An 18,908-nucleotide genomic window follows, 5' to 3' on the forward strand; every position below is an offset into this window, starting at 1 on the left:
CATCAACTCCGCGGCACACCGTCTTCAACCAGCACCGCAATCGGCATCGCGGCGAGCGCATCGCGCAGACACAACAAGCCGTTCTCATCGACCTTCGGCGCGGCCGGACTCAGCCAGTCGAAGAGCGCTCGCGCGGACAGATCGGCGGGCATTTCGACGGCGGTGTCCTGCCACTTGTCAGGCTCCACCATCGGCAGGTCGCCTTCGCCGCCGAGCAGCCCGGCCGCAAGCCGGCTCGCGACGACAACCGCCCACGCATTGCCATGCCGCCGCGCAAACGCGATCACATTCGACGCATGCGCGCCGCGCACCGTCAGCGGCAGATAAGTGCCTTGGCTCAGCAACTCCGGCAAATGCGCGCGCAGCGCGAGCACGCGCTGCACGACCGCGAGCTTCACGCGTCCGTTGCGCCACGTCGACAGAAATTCGGACGGCGGCGTTTGCGCGAGCAACGCGGCGCGCGCGTCGAAATCGACTGGCCTGCGATTGTCCGGATCGACGAGGCTGAAGTCCCACAACTCGGTGCCTTGATAAAGATCGGGAATCCCAGGCGATGCAAGCCGCAAGACGGTCTGCTGCAGACTGTTGAGCGCGCCGGCGCGCGAGATGCGTGCGACAAACGCGGCCAGTTCCTGGAGGAACCCGTCGCGCCGCTGCGGCGCGAGAATGTCGAACAGGAAGTCGCGGCAACCGGCTTCGTAGGCTTCGTCGGGCGTGAACCAGTTGGTTTGCAGCTTCGCCTCGCGCAGCGCCTTCAACTGCCATTGCGCGACGCGCTCGGCCAATGCCTTGACGCCCGCCTGGTCGTCGGGCTGCAGGTCGGGCGGCCAGCAACCGACCAGCGTCTGATACAGCATCGCCTCGGCGGCGGGACCGGGCGCCCAGTCGTAGCTCGTGTCCTGGCCGACGCTGCTGACCGGCTTGCCGTCGAGCGAGCGGCGCTGCGGCGCGTTCAATGTCGACCATGCGCGCAACGTCGCCGTCCACTCGTGCGGAATTTCGCTCAGCACCGCGAGCCGCGCGCGCACGTCTTCACCGCGCTTGTGATCGTGTGTGGCGGTGGTCAGCATCGCGTGAGGCAATCGCTGCGAGCGCTCGACGTTGCCCGCGTGAAACTGCTCAACCGACAACGCAAACTCGCCCGGATCGGCACCGACTTCACACCGCGACAACAGCCGTCCATAGCGATAGCAGGCGGTGTCCTCGACGGCCTTCGCGGCAACCGGCGCGGTCAACTGCGAGAACAGCGTTTGCGCGGTGCGCCGCGCGGAGCCGGCGTGATTGGGCGGCGCGCCGTTCTGGCCTTGCTGCGGCTGACTGTGGCGCGCGCTCTGCGTGTCGTCGACGCCGCCGCCGAGCCACGCATCGACACGTTCGAGCACGCCATGATCGGCGCGCGAAAGCGTCGCGCGCGCGCCTGCCAGCGCCTGTTCGAAGAACACGTTGTCGGCGGCGCTGCGCAAGCCGCTTTGCGGATAGATGCGGTACACGGGAAAATGCACGACCAGTTCGGTCAACACGCGGCGCAGGCTGGTGAACGTGTAATCGCGCGTGGCCAACGAATCGCGCGCAATGCGATGCAGCGCGCGCGCGGCGCGGTCCAGTTCCGCCGACAGATTCTCCGCGACGATCTTGCGCCGCGCGGCCAATGCTTCATCCGCGAAATTCGGGCTGCGGCCCGTGAGTTCGGCCCACGCGTCGGCAAGCGGCTCTGCACCTGCCGGGTCGTGCAGCAGCGCGCCCACGTCGTTCATGAAGTCATAGCCGGTCGTGCCGTCCACCGGCCAGTCGTCGCGCAGCGGTTCGCCGCGCGCCAGAATCTTTTCGACGACCACATACGGCGTCGTATCGCGCAATTCCGTCAGACGTTGCCGCAGCCGCTGACAGTACTCGCGCGGCTCGGCGAGGCCGTCGACATGATCGATCCGCAGACCGTCGATCACGCCTTCCTGATACAGACGAAAAACCAGCGCATGCGTCGCTTCGAAGACCTCGGGCCGTTCGGCGCGCACGGCGGCGAGCGTCGAGATGTCGAAGAAGCGCCGCCAGTTGACTTCGTCGGCGGCGGCGCGCCACCACGCGAGGCGGAAATGCTGGCGTTCGAGCAGCCGATGCAGGCGGTCGCGCGTCAGCGGATCTTCGGGCGAATAGGTTTGCAGCGCGAACTGAATCGCCGACTCGCCGTTTAGCGCAACGAACTCGCGCAGCATCTCGCGGCCTTCGGCGGCGCGCGGCTGATCGGTGGGCTGCGTCGTCAGTCCCTGGAAGCGCTCAGCAAGCGCGCTGAGATCGGCGCGATCGGCGCTTTGCAGGATCGACGGGTAATCGACCGGACACACCGGAAACACGTGCGGTCCGTAGCCGACATAAAAGCGCCCGCTGTCCGCGGCGAAATGCAGCGCGATGCGGCCCGACGCCAGTTCGTCGCCATACGGCGCGCCGAGCGTCGGCAGCAGCACCTTGCCGCGCAACGCCGGATCGGGCGAATGCCAGTCCACATCGAAGTGACGTGCGTACGTGCTGTGACGGCCCCATTCGAGAATATCGAGCCACCACACATTGCTCGAGCCGCCGACGCCCATATGGTTCGGCACCATGTCGACGATCAGCCCCATGCCGTGCGCGTGCAATTTTTCGACGAGGCGCTTCAGGCCCGCCTCGCCGCCGCATTCGGCGCTCACATGCGTGTAATCGACGGTGTCGTAGCCGTGCATCGAACCGGGCTCGGCCGTGGTGATCGGCGACGCGTACACATGGCTGATGCCGAGCGCGGCGAAATACTCGACGTGCTTCGCGGCATCGTCGAAAGTGAAGCCCCGATGAAACTGGAGGCGAACAGTGGAGCGTGGGACGGTCATGGCGTATCAGGCTCCGAAGCGGTATTGGCTGAAGGAGTGGAAACGGTTGCGGCGCTGCGCGCCCGGTCGACTGCGAGCAGCCGGTCGCAGAAGGCGTCGTCGAGAAACATTTCGTCGATGGGCAGATTCATGCGGCGGCGCCAGTTCGGATGCTCGTCGATCGAACCGGGCAAGTTCGGCTGTTCGCTCTGCGCGAGCAGGTCTTCGAGCGGAAACGTGACGAGCGGGCCGGGCGTTGCCGCGACAAAGGCGAGGGCTTCGTCGACGGGCGGGCTCTCGAGCGGCGGCGCGTCGACATCCGGCGCGGCCACGCCGGCTTCCTGGAACGCGCGCCACAAGTCGGCGCGGTCGCTCGCGCGCTCTTCCTGCGCGGCTTCTTCGGGATCGCGGCCATCGGGGCGCGCCATCGTCTGGCCGATCTTGTTGCGCCAGCTAATGTCGCTGCCGGCCCACCAGCCGGCGACGGTCGGCAGATCGTGCGTGGTCGTCGTGCCGACCGCATTGCGGTCCCACGCCTGCGGCGGCTTGAAGCCTGTGCCGTCTTCGCCGCGTTCGAACCACAGCACACGGATGCCGGCAATGCCATGCTCGTTGAGCCGCTCGCGAAAGCCGGGCGGCACGGTGCCGAGATCTTCGCCGATCACAATCGCGCGATGCCGCCACGATTCGAGCGCGATCAGACGCAACTGGTCTTCGAGCGGATAGCGCAGATACGCGCCGTTGCGCGCGCTCTCGCCTTCCGGCACGAGCCATAGACGCCGCAAGCCGAGAATATGATCGATGCGAATTCCGCCCGCATGCGCGAACGCGGCGCGCAGCATGTCGATGAACGCGGAGAAGCCTTGCGTGCGCATCGCACGCGGCGAGAACGTGGTGAGGCCCCAGCTTTGTCCCGCCTGATTGAAGAGGTCGGGCGGCGCGCCGACGGACACGCCTTGCAGCATGTCGTCGCGGTAGGACCATGCATGGCTGCCCGCGCTGTCGCATCCCACGGCGAGATCGGCGATCACACCGACGGCCATGCCCGCTTCACGCGCCGCGTGTTGCGCGTGCGACAGACCTTTCGCGGCAAGCCATTGCAGAAAGAGATGAAAGTCGACTTCATGGCGATGCGCTTGCGCGAACGCATCCACTTCCGGGCTGCGCGGATCGCGCAATGCTTCCGGCCAGTCGCGCCAATGACCGTTGCCGCCTTGCGCGAGTTGCGCGGCCTGCAGTGCTTCGAAGCGCGCATGATCTTCGAGCGCTCGTCCCGCGCGTTCGCAAAAGCCGTGAAATTCGAGCGCGCGCGGCGTATCGGGCGTGCCGTCGTGGGCCCGCTCATGCGCGCAGAAATTCTCGAACAACGCGCGCAACACCTTCAGCTTCAGCACGACCGCCTTCGGCCAGTCGATCAGCGGCAAGCCTTCGAGTCCGGTCCACGCATCCGCGGCTTGTGCGGATTCCATCGCGGCGCGCGCAGCATCCGCGCCGAACACCGCTGCCGGATCGATATGCGTGACGTTCAACCACAAACGCGACGACGGCGAATACGGACTGAAGCGGTTCGGCTCCGCGCTGAACATCGCGTGCGTCGGGCTCACGGCGAGCGCATGCGCGCCGCGTTTTGCGCTCTCCGTCGCAATGCGGGCGAGCGCCGAATAATCGCCGATGCCGCCGTCGCCCACGCGGCGCAAGCCATACAACTGGGCGGCCACGCCCCATAGCGGCGGCGCCTCGGCGCGCTCGTCGTCACGCAACGTGCGCCATGCGTCGGCGACGGTATAGCAGCGCGACGGCGCGATCGCGAGCGTCACGCGCTGTTCGTGAATGACGAGCGTGTGATAGCCGGGTTCGTCGATGGGCGCGAGCAACGCCTCTTCGCCTTTGGGCGCGGTAAAGCGTCCGTCGATGATGGAGCCGCTTTCCAGTTCGATGCGGTAATGGCTGCCCGACTTGAGCGCGGTCGCGGGCAACGCAATGCCGCGCCCGACTTCGGCGGTCATCAGCGGCGGCAGTTTGCGGCCCGACAATTCGGCGTCGAGCGCGGCCGCGCTTTGGCGGATTTGCGTCGCGTTGCCGCACGGCAAGCCCATGCGTTCGAGCAGAACCGCGAGCGTCTTCTCGGGCACGCGATGCACCTTGTGATGCGCGTCTTCCCACTCCACCTCGAAGCCGGCGCGCGCCGCGAGCGTGTCGATCGTATCGCCAGAGCGTCGGGTACTCACGAGCGGCGCTCCTCTTTGCCGACGATGCGCGCATCATGACCGATCGCATAGTCGTTGATGTCGCCGGTCAGCCACGCGACGAACGCGTTGGCCGGCAGCACCTTCGCGTCGATCTGCTCGCGCACGCGCGGCGGCGTTTCGAAAATGACCTTGCCGGCAGGCACATCGTTAAACGGCACGCTCTGCTTCGACAGATTGAGCGCGAGCGACAGCGTCTCGCCATCGCCGAGTTTCCAGCGTGCTATTAGCGCATTCGCGTCCGTGCCGTTTTCATCCACAAGCACCGTTGCGTTGAGCGCCTTGCCGTGCTTCAGACGCGGCGTGATCAGTTTTGCGCGTACCGTCAGCGCGGATTTGTAGAAGTGCATCCAGTCGAGGCGGTCTTTTGCTTCGTCATCCTGCGCAGTAGAAGACGAGGCGGTCACGGGCTCGGGCGGCGACGATGCGGCAAACGTCTTCACGTCGTTCGGATCGGGAATCTGCGCGCGACGCTTTTCGTCGCTGAACGACGAGAAACGCGCGAACTCGCGGCGACGTCCTTCGCGCACGGCGTCGGCGAGATCGCCGGTGTAATCGGTGAAGAACAGAAACGGCTGCGTCGAGCCGTATTCCTCGTCCATGAAGAGCAGCGGAATTTGCGGCGACAGCAGCAGCAAGCCGGTGGCCGCGCGCAAGGCGTCGTCCGACGTGAGCTTGCGCAGACGCTCGCCGAATGCGCGATTGCCGATCTGATCGTGATTCTGCAAAAACATCACGAACGACGTAGGCGGCAAATGCCCGCTCGATTCGCCGCGCGGCGCGCCGTCGTGCAGCGGCGACGGATCGCCCTGATACGCGAAGCCCTCGGAGAGCACGCGAGCAAGACGGCGGATCGGCTGATCCTCGTACGCGTGGTAATAGCCTTCGGTCTCACCGGTCAGCAGCACATGCAGCGTGTTGTGCGCGTCGTCGTTCCATTGCGCGTTGAAGTGGTTCTCCAACAGGCTTGCACTGTTGTGCTCGTTTTCCAGCACCAGATGCACATGGCGGCCATGCTGCACATGGGCGCGAATATGATCGGACAGCTCGCGCAGCCAGCGGTGATTGTCGATCGCGTGAACCGCGTCGAAACGCAGGCCGTCTATCCGGTATTCGTTGATCCAGTAGACGGCGTTGTCCATGAAAAAGTCGCTGACTTCACTGCGCTCGAAGTCGATGGCCGGGCCCCACGGCGTATGCGTGCCTTCGCGGAAAAACGAGCGCGCGTATTCGTGCAGATAGTTGCCGTCAGGGCCGAAGTGGTTGTAGACCACATCGAGAAACACCATCAGGCCGAGACCGTGCGCGGCGTCGATCAGCGCCTTCAGTTCCTCGGGGCGGCCGTATGCGGAATCGGGCGCGTAGGGCAGCACGCCGTCATAGCCCCAATTGTGCTTGCCCGGAAAGTCGTTCAAGGGCATCAGTTCGATCGCCGTCACGCCGAGCGCCGCGAGCGCCGGCAAGCGTTTTTGCACGCCCTGATAGCCGCCCATCGCACCGACGTGCAGTTCGTACAGCACGGTTTCTTCCCACGGCCTGCCATGCCAGTCGCAATGTTCCCAGCGATACGCGCGCGGGTCGATGACTTCGCTCGGACCATGCACGTCTTGCGGCTGAAAGCGCGACGCCGGATCGGGCACCGCATTGCCGTCGTCGAGACGAAAGCGGTACAGCGTGCCCGCGCCGCTCTCGACGCTCGCTTCGAACCAGCCGTTGCCGGCCGGCGTCATTTCATGCGCGCCTTGCGCGGCGCCGTTCTCGATTTCGACCTGCACGCTTTTGCACGAAGGCGCCCAGAAACGAAAACGCGTGCGCGGATTCGCGCCCTTGGGCCCGAGCAATTGCGCGCCGAACGGCAGGCAATGCGCGTAATGATGCGCGTGAGGATCGATTGGATGTTCGGACATGACTCTTCACCATTCGGTTTTGCTGTCGGATTGCTCACGCATCGTTCGCAAACGGATGCTCGCCCGGACGCGGCGGCAACGCCGTCAATAGCCGCTGCCCGTGCTGCGCGCCGGCTTTCCAGCCCGCTTGCCAGTCGGCTTCGCCGACCGGGTGCGCGGCGAGTATCACGAGCCCGCGAGCGGCCACTTCCAGATCCATTGCGGCGAGCCGGTGCGGGGCGCCTTGCGTATCCGCAGTGTCTAACAGCACGTGCCATTCCAGGTGCGGCGGAGGCGGTGTAAAACGCAGAGTTTCCGCGCTCGCGTTGAGCATCATCAACAATACTTCGGTTTCCCCGTTCAGACCTGGGCCCGCGCGCCGCAAGGTAAACGCGCGGCCTTCCGGGTCTTCCCATGCTTCGATCGTCAGCGGCTCGCCGTTTTCGTCGAACCAGCCAATGTCGAAAAGACCCGGCAGCACTTCGCGGTCGCCGAACAGAAAACGCGTTTCGCGCAACAGCGGATGCTGCTTGCGCAGCGCCACCACGCGCGCGACGAAATCGGTCATCTGGCGTCCGTCCGGCGAATCGGCGCGTTCCCAGTCGATCCACGATATTTCGTTATCCTGGCAGTACGCATTGTTATTGCCGTTCTGCGTGCGCAACGATTCGTCGCCGGCAAGCATCATCGGCGTGCCGAGCGCGACGAACAGCGTCGCCATCATCGAGCGCGCCACGCGTTTGCGTGTTTCGAGAATCGCGGGGTCGTCGGTCGGTCCTTCGACGCCCCAGTTGCTGCTGCAGTTTTCGTTATGGCCGTCGCGGTTGTCTTCGCGATTCGCCTCGTTATGTTTGTCCTCGTACGCGGTCATGTCGGCGAGCGTAAAGCCGTCATGCGACGCGACGAAATTGATCGACGCCCACGGCTTGCGAAAGCGGCGGTTGAAGAGATCGGCGGAACCCGTCAGGCGCGCGGCCAGGTCCTGGCGCAGGCCCGCGTCGCCGCGCCAGAAGCGGCGCACCGTATCGCGGAAACGGTCGTTCCATTCGCCGAAACCCGGCGGATGGTTGCCGAGTTGATAACCGCCTGGACCGATGTCCCACGGTTCGGAAATCAGCTTGCGTTGCGAGAGGACCGGGTCCTGGCGCAACGCGTCGAAGAAACCGGAGCCTGGATCGAAACCGTGCGGCTCGCGCCCGAGCGTCACGCCGAGATCGAAACGGAAGCCGTCGATGTTGAACGCGGTCGACCAGTAACGCAGCGAATCCATCACCATCTGCAACACGCGCGGATGCAGCAGATTGACCGTGTTGCCGCAGCCCGTGTCGTTGATGTGATGCCGCTCGTCGCCGGGAATCAGGCGGTAGTAGCTCGCGTTGTCGAGACCGCGCCACGAAACGGTCGGGCCCATTTCGTTGCCTTCGCACGTGTGGTTGTAGACCACGTCGAGAAACACTTCGATGCCGGCCGCGTGCAACTGGCGCACGGCAATGCGCATTTCGTCCAGCCGGTGCGTGCTCAGATACGACGGCTCGGGCGCAAAAAACGCCGCCGTGTTGTAGCCCCAGTAGTTGCGCAGGCCGCGCTCGACGAGAAAGCGGTCGTTCAGAAACGCATGAACGGGCAGCAGCTCAACGGCAGTCACGCCGAGCTTCAGCAGATGCTCGATAAATTCCGGCGACGACAGCGCGGCAAACGTGCCGCGCTCATGCTGACGCAGATCGGCGCGCAGCATCGACGCGCCGCGCACATGCGTTTCATAGATCACAGTTTCGCCCCAAGGCACATTCGGGCGCTTGTCGTGCGACCAGTCGAACGCTTCGTCGATCACCACGCATTTCGGCATGGCAGGCGCGGAATCGCGCCGGTCGATGGAAAGATCCGCGCGATTCGAATGCACGCGATAGCCGAACAGCGCGTCCGACCAGCGGAATTGCCCGACCAGTTTGCGCGCGTACGGATCGAGCAGCAGCTTGTGCGGATTGAAGCGATGCCCGTGCTGAGGCTGATACGGCCCATGCGCGCGAAAGCCGTAAGCGGTGCCGGGATGCGCGTTCGGCAGATAGCCGTGCCAGACCTCATCGGTGCATTCGGGCATCGGGTAGCGTCGGATTTCCTTGCGGCCGGTGGGATCGAACAGACACAGTTCGATTTTCTGCGCGTTCGCCGAGAACACCGCGAAGTTGACACCTAGACCGTCCCAACTCGCGCCGAGCGGATACGGCGAGCCGGGCAGAAGCCGGTCGGGCATTGCATGCGACATGGTTCCCCTTCCTTGTTCTGATTCGATGGAGCGCGAGCGCGGTGCTTCATGCGACGAGCGCGCGGCCTGTCATCGCACAGGCCGCGCGCTCGCCTTCTGCGGACTCGGGCGGAATCGGGCGGCGCTGCCGGATTCCGCGGTCAGTGCCGCTCAATCGGCGCGCAGCACGATCGTCGCCAGCGGCGGCAAGGTCAGTGAAGCCGAATGCGGCCAGCCGTGGCTCGAGATCGCCTCGGTGTGAATCACGCCGCCGTTGCCCATGTTCGAGCCGCCGTACACGCCTGCATCCGTGTTCAACACTTCCGACCAGCGCCCTTCGCGCGGCAGGCCGATGCGATAGCCGACGCGCGGCACCGGCGTCATGTTGCAGGCCACGACGAGTTCGCGGCCCGCGCCGTCGGTGCGTCGATACGCGAACACGCTGTTGGCGCTGTCGTCGCCGATCAGCCACCCAAAGCCGCCTGGCTCGCTGTCGAGCAGATGCAGCGCCGGCTCGTCGTGATACAGGCGATTCAGGTCGCGCACCAGCAACTGCACGCCGTGATGATGCGCGTCGTCGAGCAGATGCCAGTGCGGCGACGCGTCGTGATTGAACTCGGCGATCTGACCGAATTCGCCGCCCATGAAGAGCAGCTTCTTGCCCGGATGCGTCCACATGAAGCCGAAATACGCGCGCAGATTGGCGAACTTCTGCCATGTATCGCCTGGCATCTTGCCGAGCAGCGAGCCTTTGCCGTGCACCACTTCATCGTGTGAAAGCGGCAGCACGAAGCGCTCCGAATACGCGTACACCATGCCGAACGTCATGTTGTGGTGATGGTATTGGCGATACACCGGATCTTCGTGCATGTAGTGCAGCGTGTCGTGCATCCAGCCCATGTTCCACTTGAAATGGAAGCCGAGGCCGCCGTCTTCGACGCGCGCCGTCACGCCCGGCCATGCCGTCGATTCCTCGGCGATGGTGATCGCGCCAGGCACGCCGGGCACATAACCGACTTCATGATTCAAACGCTTGAGGAACGCAATCGACTCGAGATTCTCGCGTCCGCCATAGATGTTCGGCACCCACTCGCCGGCCGCGCGCGAGTAATCGCGATACAGCATCGACGCGACCGCATCCACGCGCAGGCCGTCGACGTGATAGCGCTTCAGCCACGCGAGACCGGAGGCGACGAGGAACGCGCTCACCTCGTTGCGGCCGAGGTTGTAGATCATCGTGTTCCAGTCCTGGTGGTAGCCTTCGCGCGGATCGGCATGCTCGTAAAGCGGCGTGCCGTCGAACTCGATGAGACCGTGCGCGTCGTTTGGAAAGTGCGCGGGCACCCAGTCGAGAATCACGCCGAGCCCGGCTTCGTGCGCCTTGTTGACGAACGCGGCGAACTGCTCCGGCTTGCCGAAGCGCGCGGACGGCGCGAACTGCCCGAGCGGCTGATAGCCCCACGATCCGCCGAACGGATGCTCGGCGACCGGCAGAAATTCGACGTGCGTGAAGCCCATCGTCTTCACATACGGAATCAGGCGCTCGGCGAGCTCTTCCCAATTGAGACCGCGCTGACCTTCTTCGGCGACGCGCAGCCACGACTCCGCATGCACCTCGTAGATCGAGATCGGCGAACGCGGCGTCTGCTTCGCGCCGCGCGACTGAATCCACTCGTGATCGGTCCACGGAAACTGCTCGATCTCGTCGACATGCGCGACCACCGACGCCGTGCCTGGCGGCTTCTCGCTTTGCATCGCGCAAGGGTCGGCCTTCAACGGCAGCGGATGACCATCGCGCGAGAGCAACTCGTATTTGTAGCGCGTGCCCGGCCCGACGCGCGGCACGAACAGTTCCCACACGCCCGCCTGATGACGCAGACGCATCGGATGACGACGGCCGTCCCACGCATTGAAGTCGCCGACCACGGAGACGCGCCGCGCATTCGGCGCCCACACGGCGAAGCGCACGCCGGGCACGCCGTCGATTTCCATCGGACGCGAGCCGAGGCATTCGAGCACCGCATACGGATCGCCGCCCGCGAGACGGCCGAGCGGTTCATCGCCGAGAACTGGGCCGTACGAGTAGGTATCCTCGATTTCCTGCACGACGCCATGCCAGTCGATGCGCAAGCGATACGGCGCCGCCGAACTCACGCGGCCCGCGAACAGGCCAGGACGCAACTGCTGAAGCTCGCCGAGCAGCGCGCCGTCGGCGCGCGAAATCACGCTGACGTGCGCGGCATTCGGCAACAGCGCGCGCACCACGGGACCGCCGTCGGTGTGATGCGGCCCGAGCTGCGAGAAAGGATCGGGATGGCGCGCCTCGACGAGCGCGTCGATGTCGAGCGGCTGGAGGCCTGCGGCCGGATCGTGTTCACTCATGATCGCCCTCGGCCGGATGAGGCGGTGTGGCGGCGTCTGGCGCCTGGGTTGAGGAATCGTGCGGCGCGCCGGTGTCGCCGAGCAGCCGGCTCGCGAGCGCCGCAAGGCCTCGCACCGGCAAGCTGAGCCACGTCGGACGGTTGGCCGCTTCGTAGCGGATTTCATACGCGGCCTTCTCGATCAGGAACAGATCGAGCAGCGCCTGCTCCGCCTCGGGCGCGACGAGCGGCGTCGGCGCTTCGGCGGTGGCCGCGCGGTATTCCTTCAGGAAGACGTTGGTGGCTTCCGCGCGGAAACGGTCGAACAGCGCGCGCTTGCGGTCCGCGGTCTGTTGCGGCGCGGCTTCCGTCGTGGACTGCGCCGCGGCGCTCGCATACGACAGCGAACGCATCAGGCCGGCCACATCGCGCAGCGGGCTCGACTTCTGCCGACGCTCTTCGAGCGAACGCGCGGGCTCGCCTTCGAAGTCGATCAGATACGCGTCGCCCTGCGCGACCAGCACCTGGCCCAGGTGGAAGTCGCCGTGAATGCGAATGCGCAGCGCCTGCGTGTCCGGCGCGATGAGCTTGTCGACAGCTTCGACGAGCGCCGCGCGCCGGTCGATCAGACTTTGCGCGAGCGCCTTCGTGTCCGCATCGAGCAACTGGTCGATGCGCGGCGCGAGCAGATCGAGCGCGCTCGCGAGCATCGACTGCGTGCCGTCGACCCACGCCTTGACCTGCTCGGCGCTCGTCGGTTCGGGGGCGAACGCGGGGTCGTCGGTCGGCGAAGCGAGCGCGACGTGCAACTCGCCAAGCCGTCTGCCGATGATGCCGGCCAACGCCGCGTAGCCTTCGAGCAGAATCGCCTCGTTGCCGCGATCGGGCGCAGACGACGCTTCCGTATCGATCGTGATCGCGAGTTCGTCGACGGAGCGGCGCAGATAATCGAGCGACCAGTTCCACGCATCGCCCTGGTTGTCGACGAAGCCTTGCACGATCGCGAGCGTATGCGGCACGCCCTCGGGGTCGACGCGCACCACTTCGCCAAAGAGCGGCGCCGTGTTCGCATAGCCGAGTTGCGTCAGATAGCGGCTGATTTCCGCTTCCGGATGAATGCCGCTCACGAGACGCCGCACGAGCTTGAGCACCGCGGCGTCGGCAATGATCAGCGAGCTGTTGCTTTGCTCGGCAGCCAGCCAGCGGATTTCGGGGCGTTCGCCGAGATTGTCGAGTTCCGCGAAACGGTCGGTTGGAATGAACCTGATCTCGCTCTTTTGCACGGTCGGCACGACCGCGCGTTCGCGCAATTTGCGCAGCACGCCGTGCGCGAAGATCGGCAGCGCGAACGCGTCGGTGAGATGCCCGACGTTGCGGCCGCGCCGTACGCGCGCCAACGCAAGCTGGAGAAAGAGCGGCGTCGTCGTCTCGCCGCCCCACGTGATCGCGATCGGCACCACGTAGCGTTCCGTGTGCTTGCCGACGTCCGCTTCGATTTCGGTGAACGCGAAGCCGCCGTTCGGGATCGTGGTCAACGCGGCGAGCCGCACCGCATGCATCTTTTGATCCTTCGATGCAAACCAGCGGCGCCGGCTCAACCACGAAGGCAGCACTTCCGATTCGAGCAGCCGCACGTTTTCAGGCGTCGGGCCGGCCTGGCCTTCGCGGATCACGATGGTCACGAATTCCGGCAACGGCTCGGGATGCGCCTGCGCCCACGTCGGACGCTGACCGCCTTCACACAGCAGGAACCACAGGAAGCCATACGGCGGGAAGGTCAGCAGATAAGTCAATTGGCCGATCGCGGGGAACACGGAATCGGCGGTCATTTCAATCGGCACCGCGCCGTTGAATTCCGACAGATCGAGTTCCACCGCTTGCGGCGCACGCGACAGATTCGCGACGCAAAGAATCGGCGGCTCGCCGGGCAATTCGCGCAGATACGCGAGAATCTTGCGGTTCTCCGGCTTCAGGAAACGGATCGTGCCGCGCCCGAACGTCTGTTTCGCGCGACGCGTGGCGAGCATGCGCCGCGTCCAGTTGAGCAGCGAATGCGGATCGCGGCTTTGCGCTTCGACGTTCACCGCGTCAAAGCCGTAGAGCGAGCCCATCACCGGCGGCAGCACGAGTTGCTCGGGATCGGCGCGCGAGAAACCGCCGTTGCGATCCGACGACCATTGCATCGGCGTGCGCACGCCGTCGCGATCGCCGAGGTGAATGTTGTCGCCCATGCCGAGCTCGTCGCCGTAATAGATCACGGGCGTGCCGGGCATCGACAGCAGCAGCGAATTGATCAGCTCGATGCGGCGGCGGTCGCGCTCCATCAGCGGCGCGAGACGGCGGCGAATGCCGAGATTCAGGCGCGCGCGGCGATCGCTTGCGTAGGTGTTCCACAAGTAGTCGCGCTCGGAATCCGTGACCATTTCGAGCGTGAGCTCGTCGTGATTGCGCAGGAAAATCGCCCATTGGTTCGACGGCGCGAGGTCCGGCGTTTGCCGCATGATGTCGGTGATCGGAAAGCGGTCCTCGCTCGCAATCGACATGTAGATGCGCGGCATCAGCGGGAAGTGGAAGGCCATGTGGCATTCGTCTTCGTCGCCGAAATATTCCTTCACGTCTTCCGGCCACTGGTTGGCTTCGGCAAGCAACATGCGGTTCGGATACTCGGCATCGATGGTCGCGCGAATCTTCTTCAGCACTTCGTGCGTTTCGGGCAGGTTCTCGTTGTTCGTGCCTTCGCGTTCGACGAGATACGGCACCGCGTCCAGACGCAGCCCGTCGATGCCCATATCGAGCCAGAAGCGCATGATCTGCAACACCTCGCGCAGCACCGCGGGATTGTCGAAGTTCAGATCGGGCTGATGCGAGTAAAAGCGATGCCAGTAGTACGCGCCCGCGACCGGATCGTGTGTCCAGTTCGAAGGCTCGGAGTCGATAAAGATAATGCGCGTTTCCTGATACTTCTGATCGGTATCGGACCACACATAGAAGTTGCGATGATTCGAGCCTGGCTTCGCGCGGCGCGCGCGCTGAAACCACGGGTGCTGGTCCGACGTGTGGTTAATTACCAGTTCGGTAATCACGCGGATGCCGCGCGCGTGCGCTTCCTGAATGAAGCGCTTGACGTCGGAGAGCTGGCCGTAGTCCGGATGCACGTTGCGGTAATCGGCGATGTCGTAGCCGTCGTCGCGGCGCGGCGACGGATAGAACGGCAGCAGCCAGATCGCGTTCACACCGAGTTCGGCGATGTAGTCGAGCTTCGCGATCAGGCCGGGAAAATCGCCGACGCCGTCGTTATTCGCATCGAAGAACGACTTGATGTGCACCTGATAAATGATCGCGTCCTTGTACCAGAGCGGATCGTCGCTGAGCGCTGCCGGCTTGCCGCGGCGACGCGTGCGCGCGTTGGTTGCGCTGGCGGTCGCCGTGCTCGCATGGGCTTGCGACGCGGCCTGAGAGGGATCGTCACGCTTCATATCGCACCTTCCGTCGGGGTAGGGTTGCCGGCGTTTGCGTGAAAGGCGCCAGGCGGGGCACTGCTCGAATCGCTGTCGGCTTCATCGGGACGTTCGGCGGGCAGGCCGCCGAGCGGCGCGATGCGCCAGATCGAAAAAGGCTGACCCGTGCCGAGCCGCACATGCTGCCAGCGGCCATGCCATTCGAAACGGGCGCCCGTCATCTGGTCGGTCACTTCAAGCGGGCCGTGGTCATGCAGATTCCATTTCTGGAAGGTCTCCCACGACAGCTCGATGTCCGCGCCCTGTTCGTTGAACGGATCGAGATTGATCGCGACCAGGATCACGTTATCGCGCGCTTCGGTCGCCTTTTCGAAGAACAGAATGTTGTCGTTGTGCGCGGGCAGGAACGTGAGACCGAGATGCGTTTGCAGCGCGGGATTCGCGCGGCGAATCCGGTTCAGCGTGGTGATCTCGGCCATGATGTTGCCGGGCCGGTTCCAGTCCCACGCGCGCAACTGGTACTTCTCGGAGTTGAGATATTCCTCGCTGTTCGGCAACGCCGCCGCCTCGCACAGTTCGAAGCCGCTATACACGCCCCACAATCCGGCGAGCGTCGACGCGAGCGCCGCGCGAATCAGAAAGCCGGTGCGTCCCTGCGATTGCAGATGACGCGGGTTGATGTCCGGCGTATTCACAAAGAAGTTCGGCCGATAGAAATCGCGCGCGCCGGTTTGCGTGAGCTCCGTCAGATACTCGATGAAATCGCGCTTCGACTCGCGCCACGTGAAGTACGTGTACGACTGCGAGAAGCCGATCTTGCCGAGCCGGTTCATCATGCGCGGCCGCGTGAATGCCTCGGCGAGGAAGATCGTGTCGGGATAGCGCGAACGCACGTCGTTGATCATCCACTCCCAGAACGGCAACGGCTTCGTGTGCGGATTGTCCACGCGGAAAATATGCACGCCCGCTTCGATCCAGAACAGGATCACGTCGCGCAATGCGAGCCACAAGTCGGGCTTAGCGTCGTGTGCATAGAAGTCGGGATTGACGATGTCCTGATACTTCTTCGGCGGATTTTCCGCGTAACGCAGCGTGCCGTCGGGACGCCACGCGAACCATGTCGGATGCTCCTTCAGCCACGGATGATCCGGCGAGCACTGAATCGCGAAATCCAGCGCGATTTCGAGTCCGTGCGCGTGCGCGGCCGCGAGCATCGCCTTGAAGTCGTCGAGCGTGCCGAGCTGCGGATGCACGGCGGTATGGCCGCCTTCCGCGGCGCCGATTGCATACGGACTGCCCACGTCGCCCGGCTGCGCGTTCAGCGTGTTGTTGCGGCCCTTGCGATTGGTCACGCCGATTGGATGAATCGGCGGAAAGTACAGCACGTCGAAGCCCATGTCGCGAATGCGCGGCAGTTTCCTCGTGACATCGGAGAAGGTGCCGTGGCGCGCTTCGTCGTCGCTCATCGAACGAGGGAAGATCTCGTACCAGCTTGCAAAGCGCGCGGCCGTGCGTTCGGCGTCGATCTTGTAGGTCACCGGATCGCGGCTCAGGAACGGGCGATGCCGCGCGGCGGTCATCGCCTTCGCGGTGGCCGGATCGAGCAGCAGCTTGAGCTTCGTCTCGTCGTCGGCCTTCGTGAAGTCCTTGACGATGTGTTCGAGCGGTTGCCTGTCCGCGCCTTCGGCCGTTTCGACTTCGGCGAGCACGAGCGCGAACAGATGCGCGGCTTCGTCGAGTTCGGTTTCGACCGTTTGCCCCGCCTTCAATTTCTTCTCGACATGTTCGACGAGCGAAGCGAAGTCGTCGCGCCACGCAATCACCGTGAATTCATGACGGCCCATGCGTTCGAGCGGAATGCGCGCCTTCCAGATGTCGAGGCCGGCGGGTTGCGCCGGAGTCATCAGCACTTCGTGCCATGTGTTTTCGTCGGCGGCGCGCCACAGCACCGCGGCGGCGATCTTGTCGTGGCCTTCGGCGAAAATCGCGGCGCTGATCTCGGCCCGCTCGCCGACGCTGCGCTTCGCGGGAAAGCGGCCGTTGTCGACGGAAGGCATCACGCTTTCGATTGCCACGCGCGGCGCGTTGAGTGCTTCGAGCACGGTCTTGCGGCCGCTGCGCTTGCTGTTCGCCTTGTCGATGGGCGGCGCGAGGCAGATCGGTTTTTCCGTCACGGCCTGAAAGAGCCGCACGGCGCCGGGCGCGAGCGTGAACGGCGTTAATGTCGTGGGCGACGCGTGGCCCGGTGCATCGAGCGGAATGAAGCGCGTGAAATTGCCGGGTACGCCCGCGAGAAAGCGCGCCGGGTCCACGCGAACCGGCGCACCGAGTTCGGGATTGATCGCGATCAGGACCGCTTCCCCGGCATCGCGCACGTCGGGCCGATCCGCGCGCAGCAGCACGGCGGCGGGCGCGCCCGGTCCGCTCAACGGACGCAACTCGCCGTTCGCGTGCAGCGCGCCGGCCGTGCGTGCGAGTTCGTTCGCGCGCGAGATCTGTTGCGAGAGGTCGAATCGTTTGGATTGGCAAGCGAGCGCGAATTGCGACGCGTCGCCGCGCGTTTGCGACATCGGTTCGCTTACGCCGTATTCGAAGCCCATCGGCATCATCCAGCCAGCGCCGATTGACGCGGACGTGAAGAGCGCGCGCCGATAAGCCCGCTCGACGATGCCCGAATCGTGCGGATCGCTCAGTTCGGCGGCGAGCCGTGTACCGTAAGGCGCTTCCGGAAAAGCAATGGGCCCGCCGATGCGCGCGAGCGCCGCGTACTCGTCGGCCATCCAGCTTTCGCGATAGTCCCACCAGCGCAGCGACGAGAACACGCTGTCGAAGCCGGCGCCTTCGAGCGCGGGAAGGTCGCTGCGGGAGAGGCCGGGCGTCGCGGCGAGAAAGCGCACGTCGGGATGCGCGGCGCGCACCGCATCGCGCAACTGCCGCCACACGTCGGCGGGCACGCGATGCGGCGAGTCGAAGCGAAAGCCGCCGATACCCGCATCGGCGAGCGCGAGCAACTGCTGCGTCCACCATGAGACGAGCGCGGCGCGCGTGCCGGCATCGTTGAAGTTGGCGTACGCGACGTTGTCCTCGCGATGCACGTGGCGCGGATCGAGGCGCGCCTCTTCGGTCTCGAGTGGATGGAACCAGTCGTGATGCTCGGCGTAAAGCGCGCCATCAGCGGCCACGCGATCGATCACGAGATCCACCAGCAATGTCAGGCCATGCTGGTGCGCGGCGTCCGCGAGCGTGCGGATAGCGTCCGTAGCGGACTGCCCGGCTTCGAACACCGGATGCAGGCGCGCATGATTGCCGACCACCTGGCCATGACTCGCCCGGCCCGGCTCGAACAGACTGCCGATCAGCGCATGATCGAAGCCGAGCGCGGCCGCGTGGGCGAACTGCGCCGGCCACGCGTCAAGCGGCCCAACAAGAAGTGAATGAAAAAAATAGATCCGCGGCGCGTACCCTTTTGGAGGTTCCATCGGTCGTTTCCAGATTTGTCCTGCTGCGGTGTGGATGCAGTTGGCATGCGATCACAGCGCTCATTGGGCTTCCAGAGCCGGCGGCCGCGCGATTCGTGAACTGTCGGCGCGTACTTGGTCAATGTAGTGCAAAGATCGTCACGCCGCTGGCCAGTTACGGGTGCCTCGCCGCCAGGCGTCGCGACGCGAGCCGGCCAGAACGTCTGCGGAAGTCAGCAAGGCCTGTGCCAGTGAACTCGGCCGGCGCGCTATGAAGGGGTGCGGGTGCCCTTATGGGGAGGCTTGCTCCGGGGCTTGCGGCCCGACGCTGCCGCAGAGGGCGGGCGCGTGTAAAAGGCGCTGCAATCGTCCGCGTTTTACACGGGACTCGTCTGCGCGGAATTCAGCGGAGCGGAAAAGG

General features: G+C 65.0%; 7 protein-coding genes. All 7 read right to left on the reverse strand.

Annotated features, from left to right (window positions below; genetic code table 11):
- Positions 1-2: 2 nt before the first annotated feature.
- Positions 3-2,858, reverse strand: a complete 2,856-nt coding sequence (gene treY / locus BGRAMDRAFT_RS05180; protein WP_006047615.1) for a malto-oligosyltrehalose synthase — start codon at positions 2,856-2,858, stop codon at positions 3-5.
- Positions 2,855-5,065: a 4-alpha-glucanotransferase gene (gene malQ, locus BGRAMDRAFT_RS05185; protein WP_006047616.1), complete on the reverse strand. Its 2,211-nt coding sequence runs from the start codon at positions 5,063-5,065 to the stop codon at positions 2,855-2,857. The genes treY and malQ overlap by 4 nt, the downstream gene beginning before the upstream one ends.
- The gene (gene treZ, locus BGRAMDRAFT_RS05190) at positions 5,062-6,990 is read right to left on the reverse strand and encodes a malto-oligosyltrehalose trehalohydrolase (protein ID WP_006047617.1); all 1,929 of its coding nucleotides are present in this window, start codon (positions 6,988-6,990) and stop codon (positions 5,062-5,064) included. Before treZ ends, malQ begins: the two co-directional genes overlap by 4 nt.
- A gap of 34 nt (positions 6,991-7,024) precedes the next feature.
- The gene (glgX, locus tag BGRAMDRAFT_RS05195; protein WP_006047618.1) at positions 7,025-9,232 is read right to left on the reverse strand and encodes a glycogen debranching protein GlgX; all 2,208 of its coding nucleotides are present in this window, start codon (positions 9,230-9,232) and stop codon (positions 7,025-7,027) included.
- A gap of 150 nt (positions 9,233-9,382) precedes the next feature.
- Entirely contained in the window at positions 9,383-11,593 is a 2,211-nt protein-coding gene (gene glgB / locus BGRAMDRAFT_RS05200) for a 1,4-alpha-glucan branching protein GlgB (RefSeq protein ID WP_006047620.1), read from the reverse strand.
- A complete protein-coding gene (treS, locus tag BGRAMDRAFT_RS05205) occupies positions 11,586-15,047 on the reverse strand; it encodes a maltose alpha-D-glucosyltransferase (RefSeq protein WP_006047621.1) in 3,462 nt (1,153 codons plus the stop codon). The genes glgB and treS overlap by 8 nt, the downstream gene beginning before the upstream one ends.
- On the reverse strand, positions 15,044-18,508 hold the full coding sequence (locus BGRAMDRAFT_RS33540; RefSeq protein WP_006047622.1) for a maltotransferase domain-containing protein: 3,465 nt from the start codon (positions 18,506-18,508) through the stop codon (positions 15,044-15,046). The genes treS and BGRAMDRAFT_RS33540 overlap by 4 nt, the downstream gene beginning before the upstream one ends.
- Positions 18,509-18,908: the final 400 nt, after the last annotated feature.

This window comes from Paraburkholderia graminis C4D1M (assembly GCF_000172415.1).
In the GTDB taxonomy this organism is placed as follows: Bacteria; Pseudomonadota; Gammaproteobacteria; order Burkholderiales; family Burkholderiaceae; genus Paraburkholderia; species Paraburkholderia graminis.

Bases quoted from the DNA above. Each gene is read 5' to 3' on its own strand.
- BGRAMDRAFT_RS33540 (WP_006047622.1), bottom strand. From the start codon at position 18,508: ATGGAACCTCCAAAAGGGTACGCGCCGCGGATCTATTTTTTTCATTCA.
- glgX (WP_006047618.1), bottom strand. From the start codon at position 9,232: ATGTCGCATGCAATGCCCGACCGGCTTCTGCCCGGCTCGCCGTATCCG.
- treY (WP_006047615.1), bottom strand. From the start codon at position 2,858: ATGACCGTCCCACGCTCCACTGTTCGCCTCCAGTTTCATCGGGGCTTC.
- treZ (WP_006047617.1), bottom strand. From the start codon at position 6,990: ATGTCCGAACATCCAATCGATCCTCACGCGCATCATTACGCGCATTGC.
- treS (WP_006047621.1), bottom strand. From the start codon at position 15,047: ATGAAGCGTGACGATCCCTCTCAGGCCGCGTCGCAAGCCCATGCGAGC.
- glgB (WP_006047620.1), bottom strand. From the start codon at position 11,593: ATGAGTGAACACGATCCGGCCGCAGGCCTCCAGCCGCTCGACATCGAC.